We start from the raw sequence: 21820 nt of genomic DNA on the forward strand, positions 1-21820 counted from the left end.
ATAATTTTTCTCGGTAATCCTAACTTGATCCAGTTTCTATATCTTTGAGTTATGAAAATTATCATAATCAATGGCCCGAACTTAAACCTGTTGGGTAAGCGGGAGAACGATATCTATGGGGATGAAACCTTTCATGATTTCTTTGAACGGTTGCAAGAAAAGTTTCCACAAGTCGCTTTAAGCCATTTCCAGTCCAACGTAGAGGGAGAACTCATTAACGCTCTTCAAGAAGTAGGATTTTCGTATGATGGTATTATATTGAATGCTGCAGCGTACACACACACTTCCGTAGGCATAGGGGATGCGGTAAAGGCCATTACCACGCCCGTTGTCGAGGTACACATCTCTAATACATTTGCCAGAGAGGAATATCGGCATACTTCTTTTATAGCTCCCAATACAAAGGGGATCATCCTCGGATTTGGCCTTCAGAGCTATGAACTGGCGGTACAAAGCTTTTTAGCTAAGAACTAAAAAAAGCGTCTGTCCCTCAATTTCCATTGAGATCGAAACGCTTTCATACTTTGTTTAAAATAGTGTTACAAATGTATCACTTCGTCGTAGGCATCGGCTACAGCTTCCATTACAGCCTCACTCATAGTAGGGTGCGGATGAATGGCTTTCAAAACTTCATGTCCTGTGGTTTCCAGTTTTCGTCCTAGAACGGCCTCAGCGATCATATCGGTCACTCCGGCTCCAATCATGTGACAACCCAACCATTCGCCGTATTTGGCATCAAAGATTACCTTGACAAAACCGTCCTTGGTGCCGGCAGCACTCGCTTTTCCGCTTGCGGAAAAAGGAAACTTCCCAACCTTCAGTTCATATCCGGCTTCCTTGGCTTGTTTTTCGGTCATACCTACACTGGCGATCTCAGGTGTTGCATATGTACAACCCGGAATATTTCCGTAGTCAATAGGTTCTACGTGCAAACCTGCAATTTTTTCCACACAAGTGATCCCTTCCGCAGAAGCTACGTGCGCCAAAGCAGGTCCCGGAACCACATCACCAATAGCATAATATCCGGGTATGTTGGTCTGATACCAATCGTTCACCATGATCTTATCACGATCAACAACGATTCCTACGTCTTCAAGTCCTATATTCTGAATATTGGAAGCGATTCCTACAGCTGAAAGTACGATCTCAGCTTCCAGGGTTTCTTCTCCTTTCTGTGTCTTCACGGTAGCCTTTACAATTTTCCCGGAAGTATCCAGCTTTTCTACGGAAGAAGAGGTCATAACTTTAATTCCTGCTTTTTTGAAGGATTTCTCGAATTGTTTAGAAACGTCTTCATCTTCCAACGGAACCAAATGGGGCAAAAATTCTACAATCGTAACGTCGGTTCCCATAGCATTATAGAAATGGGCAAACTCAACACCTATGGCACCACTTCCCACAACGATCATACTTTTTGGTTGCGTTTTAAGGCTCATAGCTTCGCGGTACCCAATTACTTTTTTTCCGTCCTGCTTCAAATTTGGCAATTCTCGTGAACGTGCTCCCGTAGCAATAATAATGTGATCTGCGGAATATTCTGTGCCATCGACATCCACTTTCTTACCGGGTTTTAACTTTCCGAAGCCATTGATAACATCGATCTTGTTCTTCTTCATTAAAAATTGAACACCTTTACTCATGCCGTCGGCAACGCCTCTGCTTCGCTCAACAACCTTTGTAAAGTCTTTATCGGCTCCCTTAACGGTCAATCCGTAGTCTTCGGCATGTTTTAAATAATCGAACACTTGCGCACTTTTTAATAAGGCTTTGGTAGGGATACAACCCCAATTAAGGCATACACCCCCTAAACTTTCCTTTTCAATGACCGCTGTTTTAAAACCTAATTGAGAAGCTCTTATGGCAGTTACATAGCCGCCCGGTCCACTTCCCAATACTATAATATCGTATTTACTCATCTTCTGAATATATGTCTGTGATTTAATGTCACGAAATTACAAAATGAAAGTGGAACAGGGAAGGCCCACCGGTTATTTATACAAAAAAAGCGGAACGCTTGTACGTTCCGCTTGTTTCAGTTTTCTTTTTCAAACTTCTATTCTTTCTGAAGGTCTACCGAAAGTGAATTTACACAATACCGCTGTCCGGTTTCTGTAGGTCCGTCATTGAATACATGACCCAAATGACTTCCGCAGTTAGCACAAAGGATCTCGGTACGTATCATTCCATGGGAGGTATCCCGAATATATTCAACCGCACCTTCAATGGCCTCGTCAAATGAAGGCCATCCGCAACCACTGTCGAACTTACTACTGCTTACAAACAACGGGATATGACAGGCGCCGCAAAGATAGGTCCCTTTATCGACCGTAAGATTATACGTTCCTGTAAAGGGGCGTTCGGTTCCCTTTTCGCGTAAGATTCGATATCGTTCGGGACCAAGTTCTTGAAGCCACTCGGCTTCCGTCTTTTCTACGGGATATGTTTTCGCTTTTTTCATTATTGTTTCATAGGAATGAAATCTAAGGCAGCACCATTGATGCAATGCCGTTTACCTGTTGTCTCCTTGGGGCCGTCCTCGAATACATGACCCAGATGGCCACCACAAGTGGCACAATGCTCTTCTACGCGTGTGTACCCTAAATTGGTATCGGTAGAATACGCTACATTCCCTTCGATCGCGCGATCGAAACTGGGCCAACCCGTCCCACTGTCAAACTTATATTTTCCTTCAAATAAAGGTGTTTCACAAGCTGCACACACATAGGTGCCCGGCTCATAGATCTTGTTCAGTTCACTTGAAAAGGGACGCTCTGTACCTTCTTCCCGCAGTACGTAATACTCCATTTCTGAAAGTTCTGCTTTCCATTCTGCTTCTGTTTTAGTAATGGGAAATTCTTTAGATTCTTTCTTATCCTGCGCCGAAGAATTACAGCTGATGAACATAAGCGCTATGGCTATAATAGGTAATTGTTTCATAATTTATTTAGGGTATTGTTTCAATGTCGTTTGTGGAAATTTCGAGCTGTCGCATCAATTCTTCCATCGTAAGGTCAGCCGATCCAAATTCAGAAGGGACCACGGCAATCCTAAAGATTTGGTCGTTCGTAAAACCGTTACTTAACAGGGAAAGATCAAAATCTCCCTGAAGGAAGAGAAGCACATCCACAAAGGTATGGTTGAAGGTATACTGAAAGGATCCGTCGGCAGTATAAATGGTTTGAGGGAGTTGACTCCATACATCCAAAGACCCGCCATTTCCATCGGGAACGACATCTTCCAACCAATACACTAAAATCACATCACTTTCAAAGACCTCTACGTTCGAAGGAATTGTAAAAAGTTGTTCGTAATTATTTGCTTCGGAAAAAGTTGCGTTTACTTCAAATACTTGTCCTAAAATATTAATACCGGGTTCACCGGGAGGTCCGGGATCGCCTTCACAAGAACTGAAGATAATTCCAACGCTTACTGCTAAAAGTAAAATGATATGTTTCATAGTAGTTGTTTTGATATTGTATTACAAAAGTTGTTCCACTTTATAAAAGTACGTGCTTAGCGTGCGATCTTTCTTAAAATTGATATAAAAATTAATTGGTAATTTTTAATATTTACCCAAAATCAATACGATTCGCTTCGGTTTTATATTTTTTTTATAATAATTGAAATTTTATATCCTTAATTTTAGGAAGTTCAACAAAGAAAATAATTATGAAACTGAAAAAAACACTTTCCCTCCTCGCAGTGACTTTACTGGTCTTCGCATGTACCACAAATCCGTTTACCGGAAAACAAACATTGGCATTGGTGCCTAACTCACAAATCTACCCAATGGCATTTCAGCAATACAATCAAATATTGTCTGAAAACAAAGTAATCACCGGAACTTCCGATTCCCAAATGATCAAGAATGTGGGACAGAAGATTGCCGTGGCTGCCGAACGTTATTTAACAGCCAATGGATATGCCGGATACTTAAACGATTACGAGTGGGAATACAACCTTATTGAAAGCCCGGACGTAAATGCATGGGCCATGCCCGGCGGTAAGATCGCCTTCTACACTGGAATCTTACCTGTCGCACAGGGCGAAGCCGGGATTGCAGCAATTATGGGACATGAGGTGGCACATGCACTGGCAAATCACGGACAACAGCGTATGAGTGCGTCGCAATTACAAGGATTGGGCGCAGTGGCAGGAAATCTGGCACTTAGTAAAGACCCTAAGAACCAACAGATTTTCAATCAGGCGTATGGAATTGGATCGACATTGGGCGTCATGTTGCCCTTTAGCCGAAGTCATGAAACAGAGGCCGATCGTATCGGACTTACATTAATGGCGATCGCCGGGTACGATCCCATTGTTGCAGCGCAACTTTGGCAACGCATGCAACAACAGGGCGGAGGCGCACCTCCTGAATTCCTAAGCACACACCCGTCAAGTACCACCCGAATCAATAATATTACCGCTTGGGCTCCCGAAGCGAAAGCAGAAGCGCGAAAGTTCGGCGTTACCTCCTTTAAAAAATAATTTGTGCTACTACCACTGAAATGATTACTTTAGAATCCCGCTTTAAAGCGGGATTTTTTCTTTACAAATCATGAAATATGGCACAACTGGCAAAGGGAAGTAAAAAGTTACTAAACGCTTGGGCGTTCTATGATTGGGCGAATTCTGTGTACAGTTTGGTGATCGCCTCGGCAGTGTTTCCTATCTATTATCAAGCTTTATTCAATATTGCGAATGTTGAGACAGTAACGGTATTTGGCGGAGCCATTAGAAGCACGCCTTTAATAAGCTATACAACTGCAGCCGCATTTTTAATGGTTTCGATTATGTCCCCATTACTTTCAGGTATTGCCGATTATGTTGGGAATAAAAAGGTCTTCATGAAATTCTTCTGCTATTTGGGGGCCTTATCCTGTGTGGGTCTTTATTTCTTTGACTTAGACCGTATCTATATAAGCTTATTGTGCTATTTTCTGGGCTTGGTCGGGTTTTGGGGAAGTCTGGTTTTCTATAATTCATACCTTCCCGACGTAGCCTATAATGAGCAACAGGATCGAATAAGTGCCAAAGGTTACTCCATGGGGTACATTGGAAGTGTGGTATTGCTCATCTTTAATTTGATCATGGTCATGATGCCTCAATACTTCGGGTTAGGCGAGGGAGATCCGGCCAGCATGACCGCCATGCGTATATCCTTTATTACCGTAGGTGTTTGGTGGATCGCCTTTAGTCAGTATTCTTTTTACCATTTACCTAAAGGAGTATCTACGGGGCACAAGGTGACTCGCAGTGTTCTTTTTAATGGCTTTAAAGAGTTGAAGAATGTGTATCATTCGCTGTCGGAAAACAGTACGTTAAAACGGTTTCTAGCTGCATTTTTCGTGTATAGCATGGCCGTGCAGACTGTCATGTTAGTAGCAACCTATTTTGGCGAGCAGGAGATCGCATGGGGCGGAAATGAGGAAAAGACCATTGGTTTGATCAGCAGTATATTGATCATACAATTAGTAGCCGTAATAGGAGCGACACTCACATCCCGGGCTTCCGAACGATTTGGAAATATTGCAACTTTAGTAGTGATCAACATGGTGTGGGTGGGAATTTGTATCGTCGCCTATTTTGTTGAAACTCCCATACAATTCTATGCAACCGCCGGGGTGGTTGGATTGGTGATGGGTGGGATACAGGCACTGTCTCGTTCTACCTACTCAAAATTCCTTCCGGAGACCAAGGATACCACCTCCTATTTCAGTTTTTATGATGTCGCCGAAAAGATCGGAATTGTTATTGGGATGGTGATCTACGGCTTTATAGACCACATAACAGGAAGCATGCGCAATTCGGTATTGTTTTTAGTGGTCTTCTTTATAATTGGTGTTATTTTACTTCTTCGTGTACCAAGAAAATCGATGAAATAAACAATTTTTACTTATGTTTGCGGTTATTACCTGAGAAAACTTACTTACTTATGAAAAAATTTCAACTCTTAAATTGGTTGCTTGTCGCCTTTCTTGCTTTCCAATTTACTGCTTGTGATAACGAACCTTTGGAGGGTGACTTTGTAGATGACACCGTGGCTGAGGCAGAAGAAGGACAACTTATCTGTTCGGTCAACAATCAAGATTTTGCATCCGAAACGTCGTCCGGTATCCTCTCCGGAAATATCTTAGTAATTACTTCAACGAATGCCACTTCTGGATAATTCATAACGCTCTCGGTTGCTGATCCGGCTGAAGGAACTTTTAGCCTTACCGCAGGACAGGGTACCCCAACCTTCGGGATGTATGCGCAATCGTCTACCGAAACCAATCCGTATGTTTCATTTGCAGCCCTCGGAGGAACCGGAGAATTAACTATTACCAATCTGGATATGGACGCATTGACCGTTTCAGGAACATTTAATTTTATCGGAGGCCGATTCGCATTGGACGCCGATGGAAATCCTATTTTGGATGGTAGCGGCAATCCTGTGATAGAAAATGTAACCCTTTCAGACGGAGCATTCAATACGGTTGTTTTCACTATTGAAGATGATGGGAACGGTAACGCCGAGGACGAATTCTATGCCGAAGTCGAAGGGTCGGTCTTTGAGGATATCTCTTTGACCGTTTCAGAAACTACGGTGGGCGGTTTCGACATGTTAAACCTTGTGGCGATAGATACTACCGGGGCAATGATTCGTATTGATATACCAAAGGATCTTGGTGTAGGAACGTTTGATTTCTTCACGGGTATTTCAGACGGAACGAAATTGATAGCGGTGTACAATGCTGGCACAGGAGGAGAGAACCTTACTTCTTCCAATGGAAGTATCACTTTTACCGAATTTGGAAACATTACCGGAAAACTTAAAGCAACCTTCTCTTTTACGGCAACCGATCCGTTAGGTACAGACCCAACCGTGGTGAATATTACTGAAGGTAGTTTCTCGGTGGATTATGTTGATAATAGTAGTCCTATAACAAATGAACTGACTGCGGAAGTTGATGGTGTTGCGTTTGCGGCAAGTCTTATCGATATTGTAGAAACCACCGTAAATGATGTGCCGGTTATCTTTATTTCTGCCGAAGATGAAACGAACACACAATTTATACGCCTTAATTTTCCTTCTTCGATAGAAGTCGGTATGTATCCGCTAATGCCTGCGATCGTTGATGGGACTGAAAATGTTGGGTTGTTCATTCCGGATACCGATACGCCGCGTAATTTCAATTCCAGCAGTGGAACACTAGAGATTATTAGTTACGATACTGTTTCAGGAATTATTGAAGGACGTTTCCAATTTACTGCGGAAGACTTGACAGGGCAAGATCCTGCAATTTATGAGATCACGACTGGGATCTTTACAGTACAGTTGAATCCTTAAAACTGAAAAAATATTGAATAAAAAAAAGCCTCCAAACGGAGGCTTTTTTTTATCACATGTCCTACATAGATTTTATGGAACCGGAGCCGGACACCTTGGTGTCACTCTTGGAAGGATTACCCGAATACCGAATATCTCCCGAACCGTTTACTCTTGCCTTTAAACTATTGTTGGCAGTTACTTTGGCATCACCCGAACCGGATACAAAGGCTTCTGTATTCAATGCTTCCAAATCCATTCCTTTAAAATCGCCGCTTCCGCTTAATTTTAATTCCAAATTGGTGGTGCGACCAGCCAAGACCATATCGCCTGATCCGGTTACCTTCGCATCAAGATTCTCGGTATCCACGTCCAGAATTACATCTCCCGAACCGATCACCGCCAACTCTAACGCAGTGCTTCGTATTGGATCCTTGGTCTTGATATCTCCCGAGCCCACTAATTCGATTAGAGAAATGTCTTGAAACGGGACTGTTACACGTATTCCTTTTTTGGTGCGAAGTGACACACTTTTCTCTGTGCGGATCACCAAGGTATTTTCCTCTGTAATTTCCACAATAATGAACTCATGCAGGTTATCGTCTGTGGTCACCGAAATAGTTCCTTCAGAACCACTTTCCAGATGAACAGCCATAGAACCTACCACCTTTATAGCATCATATTCCTGTGTGTTTCGTGTTTTGGTCGTGACATTACCATTGCCCTCTACTTTCTTATTTCCCCACTGCGCAGCAGCTTCAGAAGCATTTAAAACTAAAAGCAGACAAACGATTAATGCATGTATTTGTGTTTTCATGGTTGTATATTTTTTAACGATTTATAATTTTCGGAAGGTAACCCCACCATAACTTGAATTGATGTTCATTGTCTTACCGGAGCCTTGCGTCTTGTGATAGCCTTCCAAAGACTTGCTGGTATAGTCCTTATCACTGCGCGTAACCGTGACAAACTCTTCTCCCTTAACGCTGGCGTAGGAGGTCCGTACCACGAAATCAAAACTGTAACCGCTATCAAATCCTAATTTTATTCCGGTGTAATCGGCTTTAATGGTCACATCGCCTGCCGAAGCAGTCAATCTTTCAATGGTGATGCTTCCATAATCTGTGTTCAGGTTGAGTGAACCGTTTACAGTGCCTATTTTATTGCTCACGTAATCGCCTCGGCCAATAATATTGCGCGCTTTGTCGATGACCACTTTACCGTAATCACAATTATAATTAATATCTCTGGCTTCATGGATCTCAGAGTTGGTATAGTCGGCAGTAAGTTCTATATCACCGGCCTTGTCCAAGGTAAAACCGGAGTAGTCTGCGTTGATCTTTCCGCTTTTCATATATCCTATGGTCGACTTATCGGTATAGTCGAAGCTTAGATAGTTGTTCTCAGCTAAGAGCTCACCAATAATTAATTGTCCGTAATCACAGTGTATCTTTGCATTCCCTTCCAACCTGTTTAGGTTAATTGTTCCATAATCGTTGGTAAGATCCACACTATTCGTCACAGGAACTTTCACGGTATAATTGACCTCCATGAAAACATTGTTACTCTTATTTCCCCACCAGCTCCAGGAATTTCCTTTCTTTTCCCCAAAAATTGTTTTGGCTGAAACTAGTGAACCGTTCCCGGAAAATTCAACCGTAATTTCGTCAAGTTTTTTCTGTGCTTGATCTTCATTATCGCTGTTGGTGATAATGTGTACTTCGATCACGGTTCTGTTTTCGTTCCATGTAACGATATCTAAGTTGCCGTAAGAATTGTTAATACGTAATCCTGCATTGGCATTGACCGTAAATTCTTTCTTCAAGGTCTTTTCTTTGGTGTATTTCCCTTTGAATTTGTCCGGATAGGCACATAATACCGCCGGAACGAGCAAAAGGAAGATAAGTGTTTTAAATGGTGCTTTCATTTTGTGTGTTATTTAGATTTTCAACTTCTTCTATGGTAGAGATCACTTGTTCCAACAGATCGATGCGATTTTGAAAGTTTGAGATCATAGCGTAGATCACACGCTTGTCATTGCCACTGGCAACAAGATCCTCTTTCAGTTTTTCGTATTGGGTTTCAAGGATTTCCATTTGTACCAAAGCATCATCGACCAATGCTTTGGTTGCGGGCGTGGAATAGCTTTTCAACTTATCCAGTTCCTTATTGATGGTTGTGGTAAAAAAGGTCTGTGTTTGTTTCATTTCTGAAGAAACACTCGCCAGATCTGCTTCTTGTGCGGTACTTGGCATAAAAGTAAACCCAAATCCCAGGAGTACAACGATTGAAGCGGCAATTGACAACGGTTTCCACCACCTGTTCTCCTTCTTAACCATAGGCTTAGAAGCTTCAAGGCGCTGTAAAAATCGTTTTTCGTGTCCCAAAGGGGTTTCGTGTACATCGAAACGTCCGTTGGTATTGTCAAATGCGTTGGGTGTGTAATTAGTATTCATAATTAATTAGTATTTTTTTTCGCAAACTGTCTTTAGCCCTTGAAATAAGGGTTCTACAATTAGCGTAGCTTATTTTTAATATCTCACAGACCTCTTCATAATCATACCCTTCAATAAAATGAAGTGTAAGGATCTCGCGATAGCTGTCGTGAAGTTGATCCATACAAGAGAGCAACTGTTTTACCTTTAAATTAGCGTACTCTTCCTCCGACAAGCCTTCCATGGTAATGTCAACCTCTGTCTCAATATACGTATGATCCGGTATGGACGTAAAACGTTGCGATTTGCGATACTGAGAGATACTGTTATTAACCACAATACGCTTTAACCATGAACCAAAGGATGCCTCTCCTTTAAAGGAGGAAAGCTTCTCGAAAGCCGTTATAAACGACTCTTGCATTACATCTTCGGCAGTTGCAGCATCTTTTACAATGCGCAAGGACGTGTTGAACATGGCATGTTGATACCTGTTGTATACCTCCAGCTGTGCCAATCTATTTCCTTCTTGACAAAGAGCGAGTAACGATTCAATATTTTGTTTGGTTAGTGTCAAAAAAACAAGTGTTTAGTCTAAAGATGAACCAAGATAGCATTTGTTACACTTGTAGTTAAAATATTTTCTGAAATCGCTCCGCATTGGTTTAATGAAAGATGGCATAACTCTTGAATTATAGTGCTGAACCGATATATGAAACACCTGTTTATCAGGAGTTTTTCAGAAATTTTATAGAAATATTAATATACATAACTCATTGTAACCACTACTTTTAGTGACACAATGTCGGAAAATATAGTATGTCCAAAACAAAACTTACATCCATAGACAGTCTGTCATTTCAAGATCTTAATGAAGATGCCGAATTGATCCCCTTAATGACGCCCGAAGATGAAGATGCCATGAATAAGGAAGACCTTCCGGAAATATTACCCATTCTTCCGCTTCGAAATACAGTGCTTTTTCCGGGCGTGGTAATCCCTATCACAGCCGGACGTGATAAATCGATCAAACTTATTAATGAGACGAATAACGGTACGAAGGTAATAGGCGTGGTTTCTCAGAAGGACGAAGGGAAAGAGGAGCCGCATTTGTCGGATATCAATACGATTGGAACTGTCGCGCAAATCCTGCGGGTTCTTAAAATGCCCGATGGGAATACCACTGTCATCATTCAAGGAAAGAAGCGGTTTGAAGTGGCCGAAGTGCTCACCACAGATCCTTACATGACCGCCACCATTCGTGAAGTGGCCGAAGCTAGGCCTGCCAAGGAGAATGAAGAGTTCATTGCCATTATCGATTCCATTAAAGAAATGGCCTTGGAGATCATCAAAGAAAGTCCCACCATTCCTTCGGAAGCTGCATTTGCGATAAAGAATATTGAAAGCAACTCATTCCTTATCAATTTTGTTTCTTCCAATCTTAATATTTCTGTTGCTGAAAAGCAAAAACTACTGGAGATCAATGATCTCAAGGAACGTGCACTGGAAACGCTTCGGTATATGAACATCGAAATTCAGAAGCTATCCTTACGTCAAGACATTCAGTCGAAGGTAGAAAGTGATATCAGCCAGCAACAACGCGAGTACTTTCTGCATCAGCAAATGAAGACCATACAAGAGGAGCTTGGCGGGAATTCTTCCGAAGCAGAGATCGAAGAGATGCGAGAGCGAAGTAAGAAGAAAAAATGGAGCAAAGAAGTAGCTAAGCATTTCGATAAAGAATTGGCGAAGTTACAGCGCATGAATCCGCAGGTGGCAGAATTTAGTATACAGCGTAATTATTTAGATCTGTTGCTGGAGCTTCCGTGGAATGAGTATAGTAAAGATAAGTTTGACCTGAAGCGTGCCCGTAAGATCTTGGATAGAGACCATCACGGTTTGGACGATGTCAAACAGCGCATTATAGAATATCTAGCGGTTCTAAAACTACGTAATGACATGAAGTCGCCCATTCTGTGTCTCTACGGACCTCCCGGCGTTGGGAAGACCTCTTTAGGGAAATCGATCGCTGAGGCATTGGGTCGTGAATACGTGCGTATGTCACTAGGAGGACTTCGTGATGAGGCTGAAATTAGAGGCCATCGAAAAACTTATATCGGCGCAATGCCGGGTAGGATCATACAAAGTTTAAAGAAAGCGGGGACCAGCAATCCGGTGTTTGTTTTGGATGAGATCGACAAATTGTCGGTGGGCAGTCAAGGCGATCCTTCCTCGGCCATGCTAGAGGTACTGGATCCGGAGCAGAATCATGCCTTTTACGACAACTTTTTGGAATTAGGATTTGACCTTTCCAAGGTGATGTTTATTGCGACCTCGAATAGTCTTAGTACGATTCAGCCCGCTTTAAAAGATCGTATGGAGATCATTAATGTGACAGGCTATACCATTGAGGAAAAAGTAGAAATTGCCAAGAAACACCTCCTTCCGAAGCAATTAAAAGAACACGGACTCACCAAAAAGGATCTTAGTATCGGAAAGTCTCAATTAGAACAGATCGTGGAAGGCTATACACGTGAAAGTGGTGTACGCGGACTTGAAAAACAGATCGCAAAGATGGTACGACATGCCGCCATGAAGATCGCAATGGAAGAAACATATGATCCCAAAGTGACCAAAGAACTGGTGGTAGAAGTCTTAGGTGCTCCCAAGATGCTTCGAGATAAGTATGAGAACAACAACGTTGCGGGCGTAGTAACAGGTTTGGCTTGGACACGCGTAGGAGGCGACATACTCTTTGTAGAATCTGCCTTGTCCAAAGGAAAAGGACAGTTGAACATGACCGGTAATCTTGGAAAGGTGATGAAAGAATCGGCGACCATTGCCTTGGAATTCATTAAATCCAATGCGAAGGAACTCGGGATCGATCCTGAAGTTTTTGAAAAATACAATGTACACATCCATGTTCCCGAAGGCGCTACACCCAAAGACGGACCCAGCGCCGGAATTACCATGCTAACATCATTAGTTTCGTTGTTTACACAGCGAAAAGTGAAGAAGAGCATTGCCATGACAGGAGAGATCACCCTTCGCGGAAAGGTGCTTCCGGTAGGGGGTATCAAAGAAAAGATCTTAGCCGCCAAACGGGCTCATATTAAAGAGATCTTGCTCTGTGAAGAGAACCGACGCGATATTGAAGAGATAAAACCAGAATATCTAAAGGGACTTACATTTCACTACGTGACCGATATGAGTGATGTACTTGAATTGGCACTGACCAAGGAGAAAGTCAAGAACGCAAAGAAATTATAGCAGGGAATCATTTCGCCCCCTCCCGAAAATAAATTATACTTGCATTCGTTTAAAGTGTCAGGTAATGGTATCTCACAGCGCATGATCCAAAAGGTATTCTACGTATTGTCATTTTTTTTAGCTACTTCTGCAGTCGCACAAGTAGGGGGACAGTCGACCTATCAATTTCTCAATTTGGTAAATTCGCCCAGACAAGCAGCACTTGGAGGTAAGACCGTGACCAATTACGATTATGATCCTACGCAGGGACTTTTTAATCCGGCAGCGATCAATCCCGAAATGGACAACCAATTGTCGCTCAACTACTTCAATTATATTGGCGATGTAAATTACGGAAGCGCATCCTACGCCTATTTGTGGGACCGCCGCACCCAAGTGATTCATACAGGGGTTACATATATTAACTACGGAAAATTTGACGGGTACGACGAATTTGGAAATCCAACCAGTTCGTTTAGCGGAGGCGAAGTGGCACTTTCTTTTGGACATGCGCGGAACATAGCCTTTACAAACTTTCATGTGGGGGCCAATGTAAAATTTATTTCTTCTACACTAGAACAGTATTCTTCTTTTGGGGGTGCCATAGACATAGGCGTCATGTACGTGTATGAAGATTGGGACCTCCATATAACGGGAGTAGCCCGAAATATAGGAACACAATTCACGCCCTACAGTGTGGATTATGAACCTTTACCCTTTGAATTGATCTTCGGAATCTCACAAACCCTTCAAAACATTCCAATCCGCTGGCATTTCACCATGGAGAACATGCAACAATGGAAGGTGGCTTTTCCCAATCCGAACCAATCGGTAACCGACTTGGAAGGGAATACCCAAGAAGAGCGGATCAATTTTATTGATCATGCCTTTCGTCATGCTATCGTTGGTATCGAGATCTTCCCCGAAGGAGGTTTTAATGTGCGGCTCGGTTATAACTTGCGCCGCGGGGAGGAATTACGCATTTTGGAAAAAAGAGCTTTTGCAGGTTTAAGCGCAGGGTTTTCCCTTCGATTGAACAAACTGCGTTTTAGCTATTCGTATGTAAAATATAGTACGGCTGCGTCTACGAGTAATTTCGGATTAAATATTAACTTGCAGTAATGCGAAAAATTACGATTGCCATAGACGGCTACTCATCTACAGGAAAAAGTACGGTCGCCAAACAATTGGCCGATTGGTTGGGATATGTGTATGTAGACAGCGGAGCCATGTACAGAGCGGTAACACTGTATGCGCTTCAAAATGAGTTCATTTATAACAATGAGTTGTATGTTGAAAACCTGGTCGCTGCATTGCCGGAGATCTCATTGGAATTTAAGAAGAGTGAAACAGGTAAAGCCGAAATGTATCTCAATGGTGTGAACGTAGCGAAGGCGATACGCACCATGGAAGTTTCAGAATGGGTAAGTCCTATTGCCACCATACCCGAAGTACGACGAAAATTAGTGAAATTACAGCATGCCATGGGTGAACACAAAGGCGTAGTGATGGACGGACGCGATATAGGCACCGTGGTGTTTCCCAACGCCGAACTCAAGATATTTATGAATGCTTCGGCAAGAGAACGTGCAGGCAGGCGTTTTAAAGAGCTTCAGGAACGTGGAGACAAGGTCACCTTCGAAGAAGTGCTTGAAAATGTAACCGAACGCGATCGTATCGATACCACACGCGAAGATTCACCGCTTCGGAAGGCTAAGGATGCTATTGAGATCGACAATTCAGAAATGAATCTCGACGATCAATTCCATACGATCTTACAATTGGCAAAGGATCGAATTGCAGGAAGAGTCTAATAGAACAAAACTGGGAAGCCGTAGTTTTCTTAGTTCACTTTTTCGTGGATGATAAAGAAAAGTATAAACGCAATAGGAGCGTTCGCAGGTTCAAAAAGTATACAGCACGCCTATGCTATGACCATTAAAGGTCAAATCGATAGATCCTGTTCTCGCATTTTTGTTAGAAGCATTATATTTTTCTGAATACTTCCTGTCTAAATACAGATCGATCGCTTCTACCACAAAATAGCTCATCGCCCAACTTAAAAAAACATCACTTGCCCAATGTGCCTTTGCGTATATCCTGGTAATCCCCGGTATGACCCCTATCGAATAGATCCCCGCCTTCACCCAAGGACTGCTAAATTGCTTGGCAATGATATGCGCATTGGTAAAGGTAAGGACCGCATGACCTGATGGAAAGGATCGATATGCCGGACTTCCTCCAAAGGGGCGAAAGTGATTCTTTCCAAAATCTGCCCCGGGTCGGGCTCTTCCTACTACAGATTTAGATAATTGCTGTAAGAATCCTGTGGCTGTAGCCGACGAAATTAACAAAACACCCGTTCGCCGAAGCTTTTCATTTCGAGTAAAAAGCCCCGTTAAGTATACCGCGCCCGTTAGGCCATAATTGTTTTGAGGCGCCCCGGCATAATACCCATAGTCCAATAGTATATCAGGAACCTGCGTCTCATGTTTCCCGAATCCGTCATTGATATCATCATCAAACACATAGAGCAACCCGGTGCCTCCTACAGTGGAAGCGAGGGGTAAAAGACTGCTCTCATCCCAGTAAAGGGGTCTGCTGTATGCAAAACCAATACCTTGAAAAACGGCACCCATGTCATACGTAAAATCTTGCCATAAAGTACGGTCATCATACGCATCAACACCTGTTTGAGAAATACCAGGCTGCATAGTACACATGTAAAGAATACTTATTAAGGCGAGCAACAACTCACATGCTCTTTTTTTATTAGATTGTAATGAGCGTAATTTTATATAGGGTTTCATAAATTCCTAAACAGATACATTTGAATCAAACAAACTTACTTCAATTTTTTTGTAAGTATACATATTCCTTGTTCAGCTTTAAAGATAGGTGTGAGATATGGTAAAATTTGAAGCAACATTCAATAAACTCTTTGAAAATCAAAACAAAAACACTATTTTTGCAGCCCTTTTAGCGAGATACTGAAATAAAAGGAATGAACCAATGTTTAAAAACAACCCTTCTGTGGGTGTATCGCAGTAATTTTCAGTAGACCTGCAGAATACAAACCCTTGATGTGCCAAGGAATTATTTCCGAAGCGATCAAATTTTAACGAATGGCTGATAAAGCAAAAGAAACAGCAGTAGAAGAAACCACTGCAAACAACGAAGCAGCAACTGCAACGACTGAAACAAAAAAAGAGGAAACTACAAAACCTCAAAAGGAAGTTTCTCTAAAGGAGAGCAACCCTGAAAAATTCCTTAACGATTTTAACTGGCACAACTACGAAGAAGGTATCGACCCTATAGACGATGGTAAGCTGGAGGAATTTGAAAAATTAGTAGCCGAAAACTTCGTAGATACTTTAGATGATGAAGTAGTAGAAGGAGAAGTAGTGTATATCTCAGACCGTGATGCTATTATCGACATCAACGCTAAGTCTGAAGGTGTCGTTTCTCTAAACGAGTTTCGTTACAACCCGGACCTTAAGGTAGGGGATAAGGTAGAAGTATTGATCGACGTGCGTGAAGACAGCACAGGTCAATTGATCCTTTCTCACCGTAAAGCAAGAACAATTAAAGCGTGGGATCGCGTAAATGCAGCACACGACGAAGGTACTATCGTGAACGGATATGTTAAATGCCGTACTAAAGGTGGTATGATCGTAGATGTATTTGGTATTGAAGCGTTCTTACCCGGATCACAAATAGACGTGAAGCCAATCCGTGATTACGATGTGTATGTTGGAAAGACAATGGAATTTAAAGTGGTGAAGATCAACCATGAATTCAAGAACGTTGTGGTTTCTCATAAAGCGCTTATCGAAGCCGATATCGAAGAGCAGAAAAAGGAGATCATTGGTCAGTTAGAAAAAGGACAAGTACTCGAAGGTGTTGTGAAGAACATCACTTCATACGGTGTCTTTGTTGACCTTGGTGGTGTTGACGGACTTGTACACATTACCGATCTTTCTTGGTCACGTATCAACCATCCAAATGAGATCGTTGAACTAGACCAAAAATTAAATGTTGTAATTCTTGACTTCGATGAAGACAAGACACGTATCCAACTAGGATTGAAACAATTGAGCGCTCACCCATGGGATGCCCTTGGTGATGAGTTGAAAGTAGGAGATAAAGTAAAAGGTAAAGTAGTGGTAATTGCCGACTACGGTGCGTTTATTGAAGTTGCCGAAGGTGTGGAAGGATTGATCCACGTGAGCGAAATGTCGTGGTCTACTCATTTGCGTAGCGCCCAGGATTTCGTAAACGTTGGTGACGAAGTAGAAGCTCAAATTCTTACTTTGGACCGTGAAGACAGAAAAATGTCGCTGGGTATCAAGCAATTGTCGCAGGATCCTTGGACAGATATCACCAAGAAATACCCTGTTGGTTCAACCCATAAAGGAATTGTTCGCAACTTTACCAATTTCGGTGTGTTCGTAGAATTAGAAGAAGGAATCGACGGATTGATCTATATAAGCGACCTGTCTTGGACCAAGAAAATCAAGCACCCAAGTGAGTTTACCAATATTGGTGACACCTTGGAGGTAGTTGTATTGGAGTTGGATGTGGAAGGACGTAAGTTAAGTTTAGGTCACAAGCAAACTACTGAAAATCCTTGGGACAAGTATGAAGATGAGTTCGCTGTTGGCACAAAGCACACAGCTGCCATCGATGAGATCGTAGACAAAGGTGCAGTTATCAACTTTAACGAAGATATCAGCGCATTCATTCCAACACGTCACCTAGAGAAGGAAGACGGCTCTACGCTTAAGAAAGGTGAAGAAGCAGAATTCCAAATCATCGAGTTCAACAAAGAATTCAAGAAAGTGGTTGCGTCGCATATGTCTATCCACAAGGAAGAGGAAGCTAAGATCGTAAAGCAAGCTGCTAAAAAACAAGCGGCACAAGCTGAAGAAGCGAAGCCTACCTTAGGAGACGCCAATGCGAAACTTCAGGAATTGAAAGACAAAATGGACGGAAAGAAATAATTCCCGTAAATTTTAACTATATGAGCCCTGTCAGCAATGACGGGGCTTCTTTATTTGGGCATTCCGCAAATGCACCCAAACGCCGGCTGCTCCTGCATTTACGGCGGGCTTTTGGCACTACACGCCTTTGGCGTGGTAGCTCGCCGCAATCCCTAATGCATGCCTTTTATACATTTATACCGGAGCGAACCTCAAATAATTCATACTTTTTAAAATAAAACCCCTAAATTTGTATTCTGAATAGATTTCAGAACTACCTATGAGCCAAAAAGTGTTATTGAACGCAAAAGAAGTAGAGATCGCACTTCATCGCTTGGCTTGTCAATTAATTGAAAATCACGATTCTTTTTCGAATACAGTACTCATAGGCATACAGCCAAGAGGTGTGTATTTGGCTGAACGCCTTAAATCACTGCTTTCTACAGAGTATAAGATCAAAGACATTCCTTTGGGATATTTAGACATAACTTTCTATCGAGACGACTTTAGGCGTGGCGATAAACCTTTGGAGGCGAATAAGACCAATATCAATTTTATTGTAGAAGACAAAAAAGTGGTTTTTATAGATGATGTACTTTATACCGGTCGGAGCATCCGATCTGCTTTAACGGCTGTTCAGTCCTTTGGACGCCCCATAGAGATCGAACTCTTAGTATTGATCGACCGACGTTTCAGCAGACATCTCCCCATACAACCGGATTACAGAGGAAGACAAGTGGATGCCATCAACAACGAGAAAGTGAAAGTATGCTGGAAGGAAAACGAGGGGGAAGATGCCGTGTATTTGGTGAAGAATTAAGAACGGTAGCTCATAGGTCATTAGGTACCGCAAGGAATGACACATAGCGAATAAAGCGAAACGCCAAGCGTTTTTAGAATAATAGCAAATGAAAGAACTAAGTGTAAATCACTTACTGGGAATAAAATACATCACCGAAGAGGACATACAGTTGATCTTCGAAACTGCCGATCATTTCAAGGAAGTAATCAACCGACCCATAAAAAAGGTTCCTTCGCTACGCGACATTACTATTGCCAATCTCTTTTTCGAGAACAGCACCCGCACCCGACTTTCATTCGAACTAGCTGAAAAAAGGCTATCTGCAGATGTCATCAATTTTTCTGCGGCATCTTCATCGGTCAAGAAAGGCGAAACGCTTATCGATACGGTAAACAATATCCTTTCCATGAAAGTGGATATGGTCGTGATGCGCCATCCCAATCCGGGGGCGGGCGTTTTTTTATCGAAGCATGTAAAAGCTAGTATTGTCAACGCCGGCGATGGAGCACATGAACATCCTACCCAAGCCCTGCTGGATTGTTATTCCATACGGGAGCGGCTGGGAGATGTAGCTGGAAAGAAAGTTGTGATCGTTGGAGATATTCTTCACTCCAGAGTAGCATTATCAAACATTTTTGCACTTCAAAAGCTTGGAGCACAAGTTAAAGTGTGCGGACCTAAAACACTTATACCTAAGCATATAGATAAATTAGGTGTAGAAGTAGAAGGCGATCTTCGTAAAGCCCTGAACTGGTGTGATGTGGCCAACATGCTTCGTGTACAGAACGAACGAATGGAGATAAGTTATTTCCCTACTACACGTGAATACACCCAACAATTTGGTGTCAATAAAGCGCTGTTGGATAGCCTTGATAAAAAGATCGTATTAATGCACCCGGGTCCTATAAATAGAGGAGTTGAGATTACCAGTGATGTAGCGGACAGCAAGCAGGCGATCATTTTGGAACAAGTGCAGAACGGGGTTGCCGTGCGTATGGCCGTACTATATTTATTAGCTTCAAAAATTCAGCATCATGAAGATTAAAAATCACAGTACTTTCGTGGAACTGGCAGACGAAAAAGACGACATCCTTGACTTTGCAAATTTCTTAGAATACCAAATCCCCAATAAGTTCAAGGGTCAAAATGTGGTGTTGAATCTTTTGGATTATAAAGACCTAGAACTTCCGCAATTACTATCGTTCCTCAAGGTTTCCAACCTACATCGAAAGACCAAATTCTCATTTGTGATTGTTAATGACGCGATCAATCCGGATGATATTCCCTTTGAAATGATCGTGGTTCCTACACTGCAAGAAGCAGAGGATATCATTGAGATGGAAGAAATAGAGCGTGATCTGGGTTTTTAGAAGAATCGGGATCTTATAATCAATTACTACATGAAACTTACCATTCTTGGTTGTCACTCGGCTACACCCAGAGCTTCTGCACATCCTACATCACAGGTGTTGGAAGTCAAAGGACATTTGTTTCTTATTGATTGTGGTGAAGGTACCCAAGTGCAATTACGACGGTACAAAGTAAAATTCTCAAGGATCCGTCATGTGTTTATCTCGCATCTGCACGGGGATCATTTCTTCGGCTTGGTAGGTCTTATCTCTACCTTTCGTCTTTTAGGCCGCGAAGCAGAGCTCAATATCTATGGGCCTAAAGGGATCAAGGAGGCGATCACGCTTCAGTTGAAGTTAGGCAAGTCATGGACCAATTACCCATTATATTTTCATGAATTGGATGCGGTTACCCCCCAATTATTATTTGAGGACGATTCCCTTTCAGTAACAACCATCCCTTTAGATCACCGTGTCTATACCAACGGCTTCCTTTTTCAGGAAAAACCGGGAGACAGAAAGCTCGACATAAACGCTGCCCGAAAAGCGAACATAGACCTTAGTTACTACAATAAAATAAAACAAGGGTATGATGTCGTTAATAAAGAAGGTAGGATGGTCCCCAATACGGCAATCACCTTCGATCCCGATCCTCCAAAATCCTACGCCTTTTGTAGCGACACGGCCTATTATCCCGAGATCGTCCCGCAAATTGAAAACGTGACCGCTTTGTACCATGAAGCCACTTTTTTGGAGACACATTACCATCTTTGTGAGCCTACCAAACACAGCACTGCCAAAGAAGCCGGTGTAATTGCCAAAAAAGCACAAGTTGGCACATTGATCTTAGGTCATTATTCAGGCAGGTATGGCGATCTGGAATTATTTCGGAAAGAGGCACAAGAGGTCTTTGAGAATGTAGAACTGGCCGAGGATGGTAAGATATTTAAGCTCTAGGAAAATTAACAGCTATTTAATAAACACCCTTTTCTTACCTTTGGTAAAACTTGTAACTTGCAATAAAGTTGGTGTATGAGAGATAACTTGCACAAAGAACGGAAATCGTATGAAAAGGGAGAATTATCCGAAAGATCGGTTGACGCCAATCCGCTGCAACAATTTCGCAAATGGTATTACGAAACCGAACATACCGGCGGTGTTGACGAAGTGAATGCCATGACACTCTCGACCATTGGAACTGACGGGTATCCCAGAGGTCGTGTGGTATTGCTGAAAAAGTATGATGAGAATGGGTTTTATTTTTACACCAATTACAACAGCGAAAAGGGAGTGTCCATTCAAAATAACAATCATGTGTGTCTCTCTTTTTTTTGGCCGGTTATGGAACGCCAGGTAATTATTAAAGGAATAGCCTCTAAAACTTCTGAAGCCGATGCTACTAATTACTTCCATTCCAGACCTAAAGGGAGTCAGTTGGGTGCCGTCGTTTCCAATCAAAGTAAGGAGATCGATAGCAGAGAAGCATTGGAATCGCGATTGCTGGAACTGGAAAAATTATATGAAAACAAAGAGATCCCCAAACCGAAAGATTGGGGCGGATTTGTCGTAGCTCCTGTAGAAATTGAATTCTGGCAGGGACGCCCTAATCGCTTGCACGACCGCATTCGATATCGTTTGCAGGGTCACGATTGGGAAATCGACCGATTACAACCCTAGAGCGAATGTGTGAGGGT

At 42.3% G+C, this 21820-nt stretch carries 23 protein-coding genes; 14 read left to right on the forward strand and 9 right to left on the reverse strand.

Annotated elements, in window-relative coordinates; all coding sequences use genetic code 11:
* Nucleotides 1-51: 51 nt before the first annotated feature.
* Nucleotides 52-474 carry a type II 3-dehydroquinate dehydratase gene (locus AACZ11_RS02615; protein WP_290626026.1) on the forward strand — a complete coding sequence of 141 codons (423 nt, stop codon included), beginning with the start codon at nt 52-54 and terminating at the stop codon, nt 472-474.
* A gap of 65 nt (nt 475-539) precedes the next feature.
* Here AACZ11_RS02615 and lpdA read toward each other — a convergent pair whose 3' ends face one another.
* The 4 genes from lpdA to AACZ11_RS02635 all read right to left on the reverse strand — a co-directional run bounded on the left by lpdA (nt 540) and on the right by AACZ11_RS02635 (nt 3457).
* A complete protein-coding gene (gene lpdA / locus AACZ11_RS02620; protein WP_290626028.1) occupies nt 540-1916 on the reverse strand; it encodes a dihydrolipoyl dehydrogenase in 1377 nt (458 codons plus the stop codon).
* A gap of 137 nt (nt 1917-2053) precedes the next feature.
* Complete coding sequence (gene msrB, locus AACZ11_RS02625; RefSeq protein WP_290626030.1) at nt 2054-2458, reverse strand: peptide-methionine (R)-S-oxide reductase MsrB; 405 nt, start codon at nt 2456-2458, stop codon at nt 2054-2056.
* Entirely contained in the window at nt 2458-2937 is a 480-nt protein-coding gene (gene msrB, locus AACZ11_RS02630; RefSeq protein WP_339831372.1) for a peptide-methionine (R)-S-oxide reductase MsrB, read from the reverse strand. The genes msrB (AACZ11_RS02625) and msrB (AACZ11_RS02630) overlap by 1 nt, the downstream gene beginning before the upstream one ends.
* Before the next feature lie 7 nt (nt 2938-2944).
* A complete protein-coding gene (locus tag AACZ11_RS02635; protein WP_290626033.1) occupies nt 2945-3457 on the reverse strand; it encodes a collagen-like protein in 513 nt (170 codons plus the stop codon).
* A gap of 212 nt (nt 3458-3669) precedes the next feature.
* On the opposite strand from AACZ11_RS02635, the gene AACZ11_RS02640 reads away from it, so the two are divergent.
* The 4 genes from AACZ11_RS02640 to AACZ11_RS02655 all read left to right on the forward strand — a co-directional run bounded on the left by AACZ11_RS02640 (nt 3670) and on the right by AACZ11_RS02655 (nt 7333).
* Nucleotides 3670-4488 (forward strand): M48 family metallopeptidase, encoded by an 819-nt coding sequence (locus tag AACZ11_RS02640; RefSeq protein WP_290626035.1) that lies wholly within the window; start codon nt 3670-3672, stop codon nt 4486-4488.
* Between the two features lie 77 nt (nt 4489-4565).
* Entirely contained in the window at nt 4566-5885 is a 1320-nt protein-coding gene (locus tag AACZ11_RS02645) for an MFS transporter (protein WP_290626037.1), read from the forward strand.
* 50 nt (nt 5886-5935) lie between these two features.
* The gene (locus AACZ11_RS02650) at nt 5936-6169 is read left to right on the forward strand and encodes a hypothetical protein (RefSeq protein WP_339831377.1); all 234 of its coding nucleotides are present in this window, start codon (nt 5936-5938) and stop codon (nt 6167-6169) included.
* Between the two features lie 78 nt (nt 6170-6247).
* Entirely contained in the window at nt 6248-7333 is a 1086-nt protein-coding gene (locus tag AACZ11_RS02655) for a hypothetical protein (protein ID WP_339831379.1), read from the forward strand.
* 61 nt (nt 7334-7394) lie between these two features.
* On the opposite strand, the gene AACZ11_RS02660 is transcribed toward AACZ11_RS02655, so the two are convergent.
* From AACZ11_RS02660 to AACZ11_RS02675, 4 genes are read right to left on the reverse strand one after another with little or no spacing between them, the layout of a single operon-like run.
* Nucleotides 7395-8129: a head GIN domain-containing protein gene (locus tag AACZ11_RS02660; RefSeq protein ID WP_290626041.1), complete on the reverse strand. Its 735-nt coding sequence runs from the start codon at nt 8127-8129 to the stop codon at nt 7395-7397.
* A 21-nt stretch (nt 8130-8150) separates the two neighbouring features.
* Nucleotides 8151-9239, reverse strand: a complete 1089-nt coding sequence (locus AACZ11_RS02665) for a hypothetical protein (RefSeq protein WP_339831381.1) — start codon at nt 9237-9239, stop codon at nt 8151-8153.
* Entirely contained in the window at nt 9223-9768 is a 546-nt protein-coding gene (locus AACZ11_RS02670; protein WP_290629213.1) for a hypothetical protein, read from the reverse strand. The genes AACZ11_RS02665 and AACZ11_RS02670 overlap by 17 nt, the downstream gene beginning before the upstream one ends.
* Nucleotides 9758-10321, reverse strand: a complete 564-nt coding sequence (locus AACZ11_RS02675; RefSeq protein WP_290629211.1) for an RNA polymerase sigma factor — start codon at nt 10319-10321, stop codon at nt 9758-9760. Before AACZ11_RS02675 ends, AACZ11_RS02670 begins: the two co-directional genes overlap by 11 nt.
* A gap of 242 nt (nt 10322-10563) precedes the next feature.
* Between AACZ11_RS02675 and lon the strand changes: the two genes are divergently transcribed.
* The 3 genes from lon (at nt 10564) to cmk (ending at nt 14807) form a co-directional block, all read left to right on the forward strand.
* A complete protein-coding gene (gene lon, locus AACZ11_RS02680) occupies nt 10564-13014 on the forward strand; it encodes an endopeptidase La (RefSeq protein ID WP_290629209.1) in 2451 nt (816 codons plus the stop codon).
* An 81-nt stretch (nt 13015-13095) separates the two neighbouring features.
* Nucleotides 13096-14115, forward strand: coding sequence for a type IX secretion system protein PorQ (gene porQ, locus AACZ11_RS02685; protein WP_290629219.1), 1020 nt, complete (start codon nt 13096-13098; stop codon nt 14113-14115).
* The gene (gene cmk, locus AACZ11_RS02690; RefSeq protein WP_290629207.1) at nt 14115-14807 is read left to right on the forward strand and encodes a (d)CMP kinase; all 693 of its coding nucleotides are present in this window, start codon (nt 14115-14117) and stop codon (nt 14805-14807) included. The genes porQ and cmk overlap by 1 nt, the downstream gene beginning before the upstream one ends.
* A gap of 90 nt (nt 14808-14897) precedes the next feature.
* Here the strand turns inward: cmk and AACZ11_RS02695 are convergent, their stop codons facing one another.
* The gene (locus AACZ11_RS02695) at nt 14898-15707 is read right to left on the reverse strand and encodes a phosphatase PAP2 family protein (protein WP_290629205.1); all 810 of its coding nucleotides are present in this window, start codon (nt 15705-15707) and stop codon (nt 14898-14900) included.
* A gap of 411 nt (nt 15708-16118) precedes the next feature.
* On the opposite strand from AACZ11_RS02695, the gene rpsA reads away from it, so the two are divergent.
* The 6 genes from rpsA to pdxH all read left to right on the forward strand — a co-directional run bounded on the left by rpsA (nt 16119) and on the right by pdxH (nt 21803).
* On the forward strand, nt 16119-17996 hold the full coding sequence (gene rpsA / locus AACZ11_RS02700) for a 30S ribosomal protein S1 (RefSeq protein ID WP_290629203.1): 1878 nt from the start codon (nt 16119-16121) through the stop codon (nt 17994-17996).
* 259 nt (nt 17997-18255) lie between these two features.
* Nucleotides 18256-18795 carry a bifunctional pyr operon transcriptional regulator/uracil phosphoribosyltransferase PyrR gene (gene pyrR / locus AACZ11_RS02705; RefSeq protein WP_290629201.1) on the forward strand — a complete coding sequence of 180 codons (540 nt, stop codon included), beginning with the start codon at nt 18256-18258 and terminating at the stop codon, nt 18793-18795.
* An 88-nt stretch (nt 18796-18883) separates the two neighbouring features.
* Nucleotides 18884-19822, forward strand: coding sequence for an aspartate carbamoyltransferase catalytic subunit (locus AACZ11_RS02710; protein ID WP_290629199.1), 939 nt, complete (start codon nt 18884-18886; stop codon nt 19820-19822).
* The gene (locus AACZ11_RS02715; RefSeq protein ID WP_290629197.1) at nt 19812-20147 is read left to right on the forward strand and encodes a ribonuclease Z; all 336 of its coding nucleotides are present in this window, start codon (nt 19812-19814) and stop codon (nt 20145-20147) included. Before AACZ11_RS02710 ends, AACZ11_RS02715 begins: the two co-directional genes overlap by 11 nt.
* A gap of 30 nt (nt 20148-20177) precedes the next feature.
* The gene (locus AACZ11_RS02720) at nt 20178-21083 is read left to right on the forward strand and encodes a ribonuclease Z (RefSeq protein WP_290629194.1); all 906 of its coding nucleotides are present in this window, start codon (nt 20178-20180) and stop codon (nt 21081-21083) included.
* A gap of 75 nt (nt 21084-21158) precedes the next feature.
* Nucleotides 21159-21803 carry a pyridoxamine 5'-phosphate oxidase gene (gene pdxH / locus AACZ11_RS02725; protein WP_290629192.1) on the forward strand — a complete coding sequence of 215 codons (645 nt, stop codon included), beginning with the start codon at nt 21159-21161 and terminating at the stop codon, nt 21801-21803.
* Nucleotides 21804-21820 lie beyond the last annotated feature (17 nt).

This window comes from uncultured Altibacter sp., from assembly GCF_963972995.1.
Lineage (GTDB): Bacteria > Bacteroidota > Bacteroidia > Flavobacteriales > Flavobacteriaceae > Altibacter.

What these genes read in the sequence shown, in the direction of transcription:
- AACZ11_RS02615 (WP_290626026.1), top strand. Translation starts at nt 52, where the DNA reads ATGAAAATTATCATAATCAATGGCCCGAACTTAAACCTGTTGGGTAAG.
- AACZ11_RS02710 (WP_290629199.1), top strand. Translation starts at nt 18,884, where the DNA reads ATGAAAGAACTAAGTGTAAATCACTTACTGGGAATAAAATACATCACC.
- pyrR (WP_290629201.1), top strand. Translation starts at nt 18,256, where the DNA reads ATGAGCCAAAAAGTGTTATTGAACGCAAAAGAAGTAGAGATCGCACTT.
- msrB (WP_290626030.1), bottom strand. Translation starts at nt 2,458, where the DNA reads ATGAAAAAAGCGAAAACATATCCCGTAGAAAAGACGGAAGCCGAGTGG.
- lon (WP_290629209.1), top strand. Translation starts at nt 10,564, where the DNA reads ATGTCCAAAACAAAACTTACATCCATAGACAGTCTGTCATTTCAAGAT.
- AACZ11_RS02645 (WP_290626037.1), top strand. Translation starts at nt 4,566, where the DNA reads ATGGCACAACTGGCAAAGGGAAGTAAAAAGTTACTAAACGCTTGGGCG.
- msrB (WP_339831372.1), bottom strand. Translation starts at nt 2,937, where the DNA reads ATGAAACAATTACCTATTATAGCCATAGCGCTTATGTTCATCAGCTGT.
- AACZ11_RS02660 (WP_290626041.1), bottom strand. Translation starts at nt 8,129, where the DNA reads ATGAAAACACAAATACATGCATTAATCGTTTGTCTGCTTTTAGTTTTA.
- lpdA (WP_290626028.1), bottom strand. Translation starts at nt 1,916, where the DNA reads ATGAGTAAATACGATATTATAGTATTGGGAAGTGGACCGGGCGGCTAT.
- cmk (WP_290629207.1), top strand. Translation starts at nt 14,115, where the DNA reads ATGCGAAAAATTACGATTGCCATAGACGGCTACTCATCTACAGGAAAA.
- pdxH (WP_290629192.1), top strand. Translation starts at nt 21,159, where the DNA reads ATGAGAGATAACTTGCACAAAGAACGGAAATCGTATGAAAAGGGAGAA.
- porQ (WP_290629219.1), top strand. Translation starts at nt 13,096, where the DNA reads ATGATCCAAAAGGTATTCTACGTATTGTCATTTTTTTTAGCTACTTCT.
- AACZ11_RS02640 (WP_290626035.1), top strand. Translation starts at nt 3,670, where the DNA reads ATGAAACTGAAAAAAACACTTTCCCTCCTCGCAGTGACTTTACTGGTC.
- AACZ11_RS02635 (WP_290626033.1), bottom strand. Translation starts at nt 3,457, where the DNA reads ATGAAACATATCATTTTACTTTTAGCAGTAAGCGTTGGAATTATCTTC.
- AACZ11_RS02720 (WP_290629194.1), top strand. Translation starts at nt 20,178, where the DNA reads ATGAAACTTACCATTCTTGGTTGTCACTCGGCTACACCCAGAGCTTCT.
- AACZ11_RS02655 (WP_339831379.1), top strand. Translation starts at nt 6,248, where the DNA reads ATGTATGCGCAATCGTCTACCGAAACCAATCCGTATGTTTCATTTGCA.
- AACZ11_RS02695 (WP_290629205.1), bottom strand. Translation starts at nt 15,707, where the DNA reads ATGCAGCCTGGTATTTCTCAAACAGGTGTTGATGCGTATGATGACCGT.
- AACZ11_RS02670 (WP_290629213.1), bottom strand. Translation starts at nt 9,768, where the DNA reads ATGAATACTAATTACACACCCAACGCATTTGACAATACCAACGGACGT.
- rpsA (WP_290629203.1), top strand. Translation starts at nt 16,119, where the DNA reads ATGGCTGATAAAGCAAAAGAAACAGCAGTAGAAGAAACCACTGCAAAC.
- AACZ11_RS02715 (WP_290629197.1), top strand. Translation starts at nt 19,812, where the DNA reads ATGAAGATTAAAAATCACAGTACTTTCGTGGAACTGGCAGACGAAAAA.
- AACZ11_RS02650 (WP_339831377.1), top strand. Translation starts at nt 5,936, where the DNA reads ATGAAAAAATTTCAACTCTTAAATTGGTTGCTTGTCGCCTTTCTTGCT.
- AACZ11_RS02665 (WP_339831381.1), bottom strand. Translation starts at nt 9,239, where the DNA reads ATGAAAGCACCATTTAAAACACTTATCTTCCTTTTGCTCGTTCCGGCG.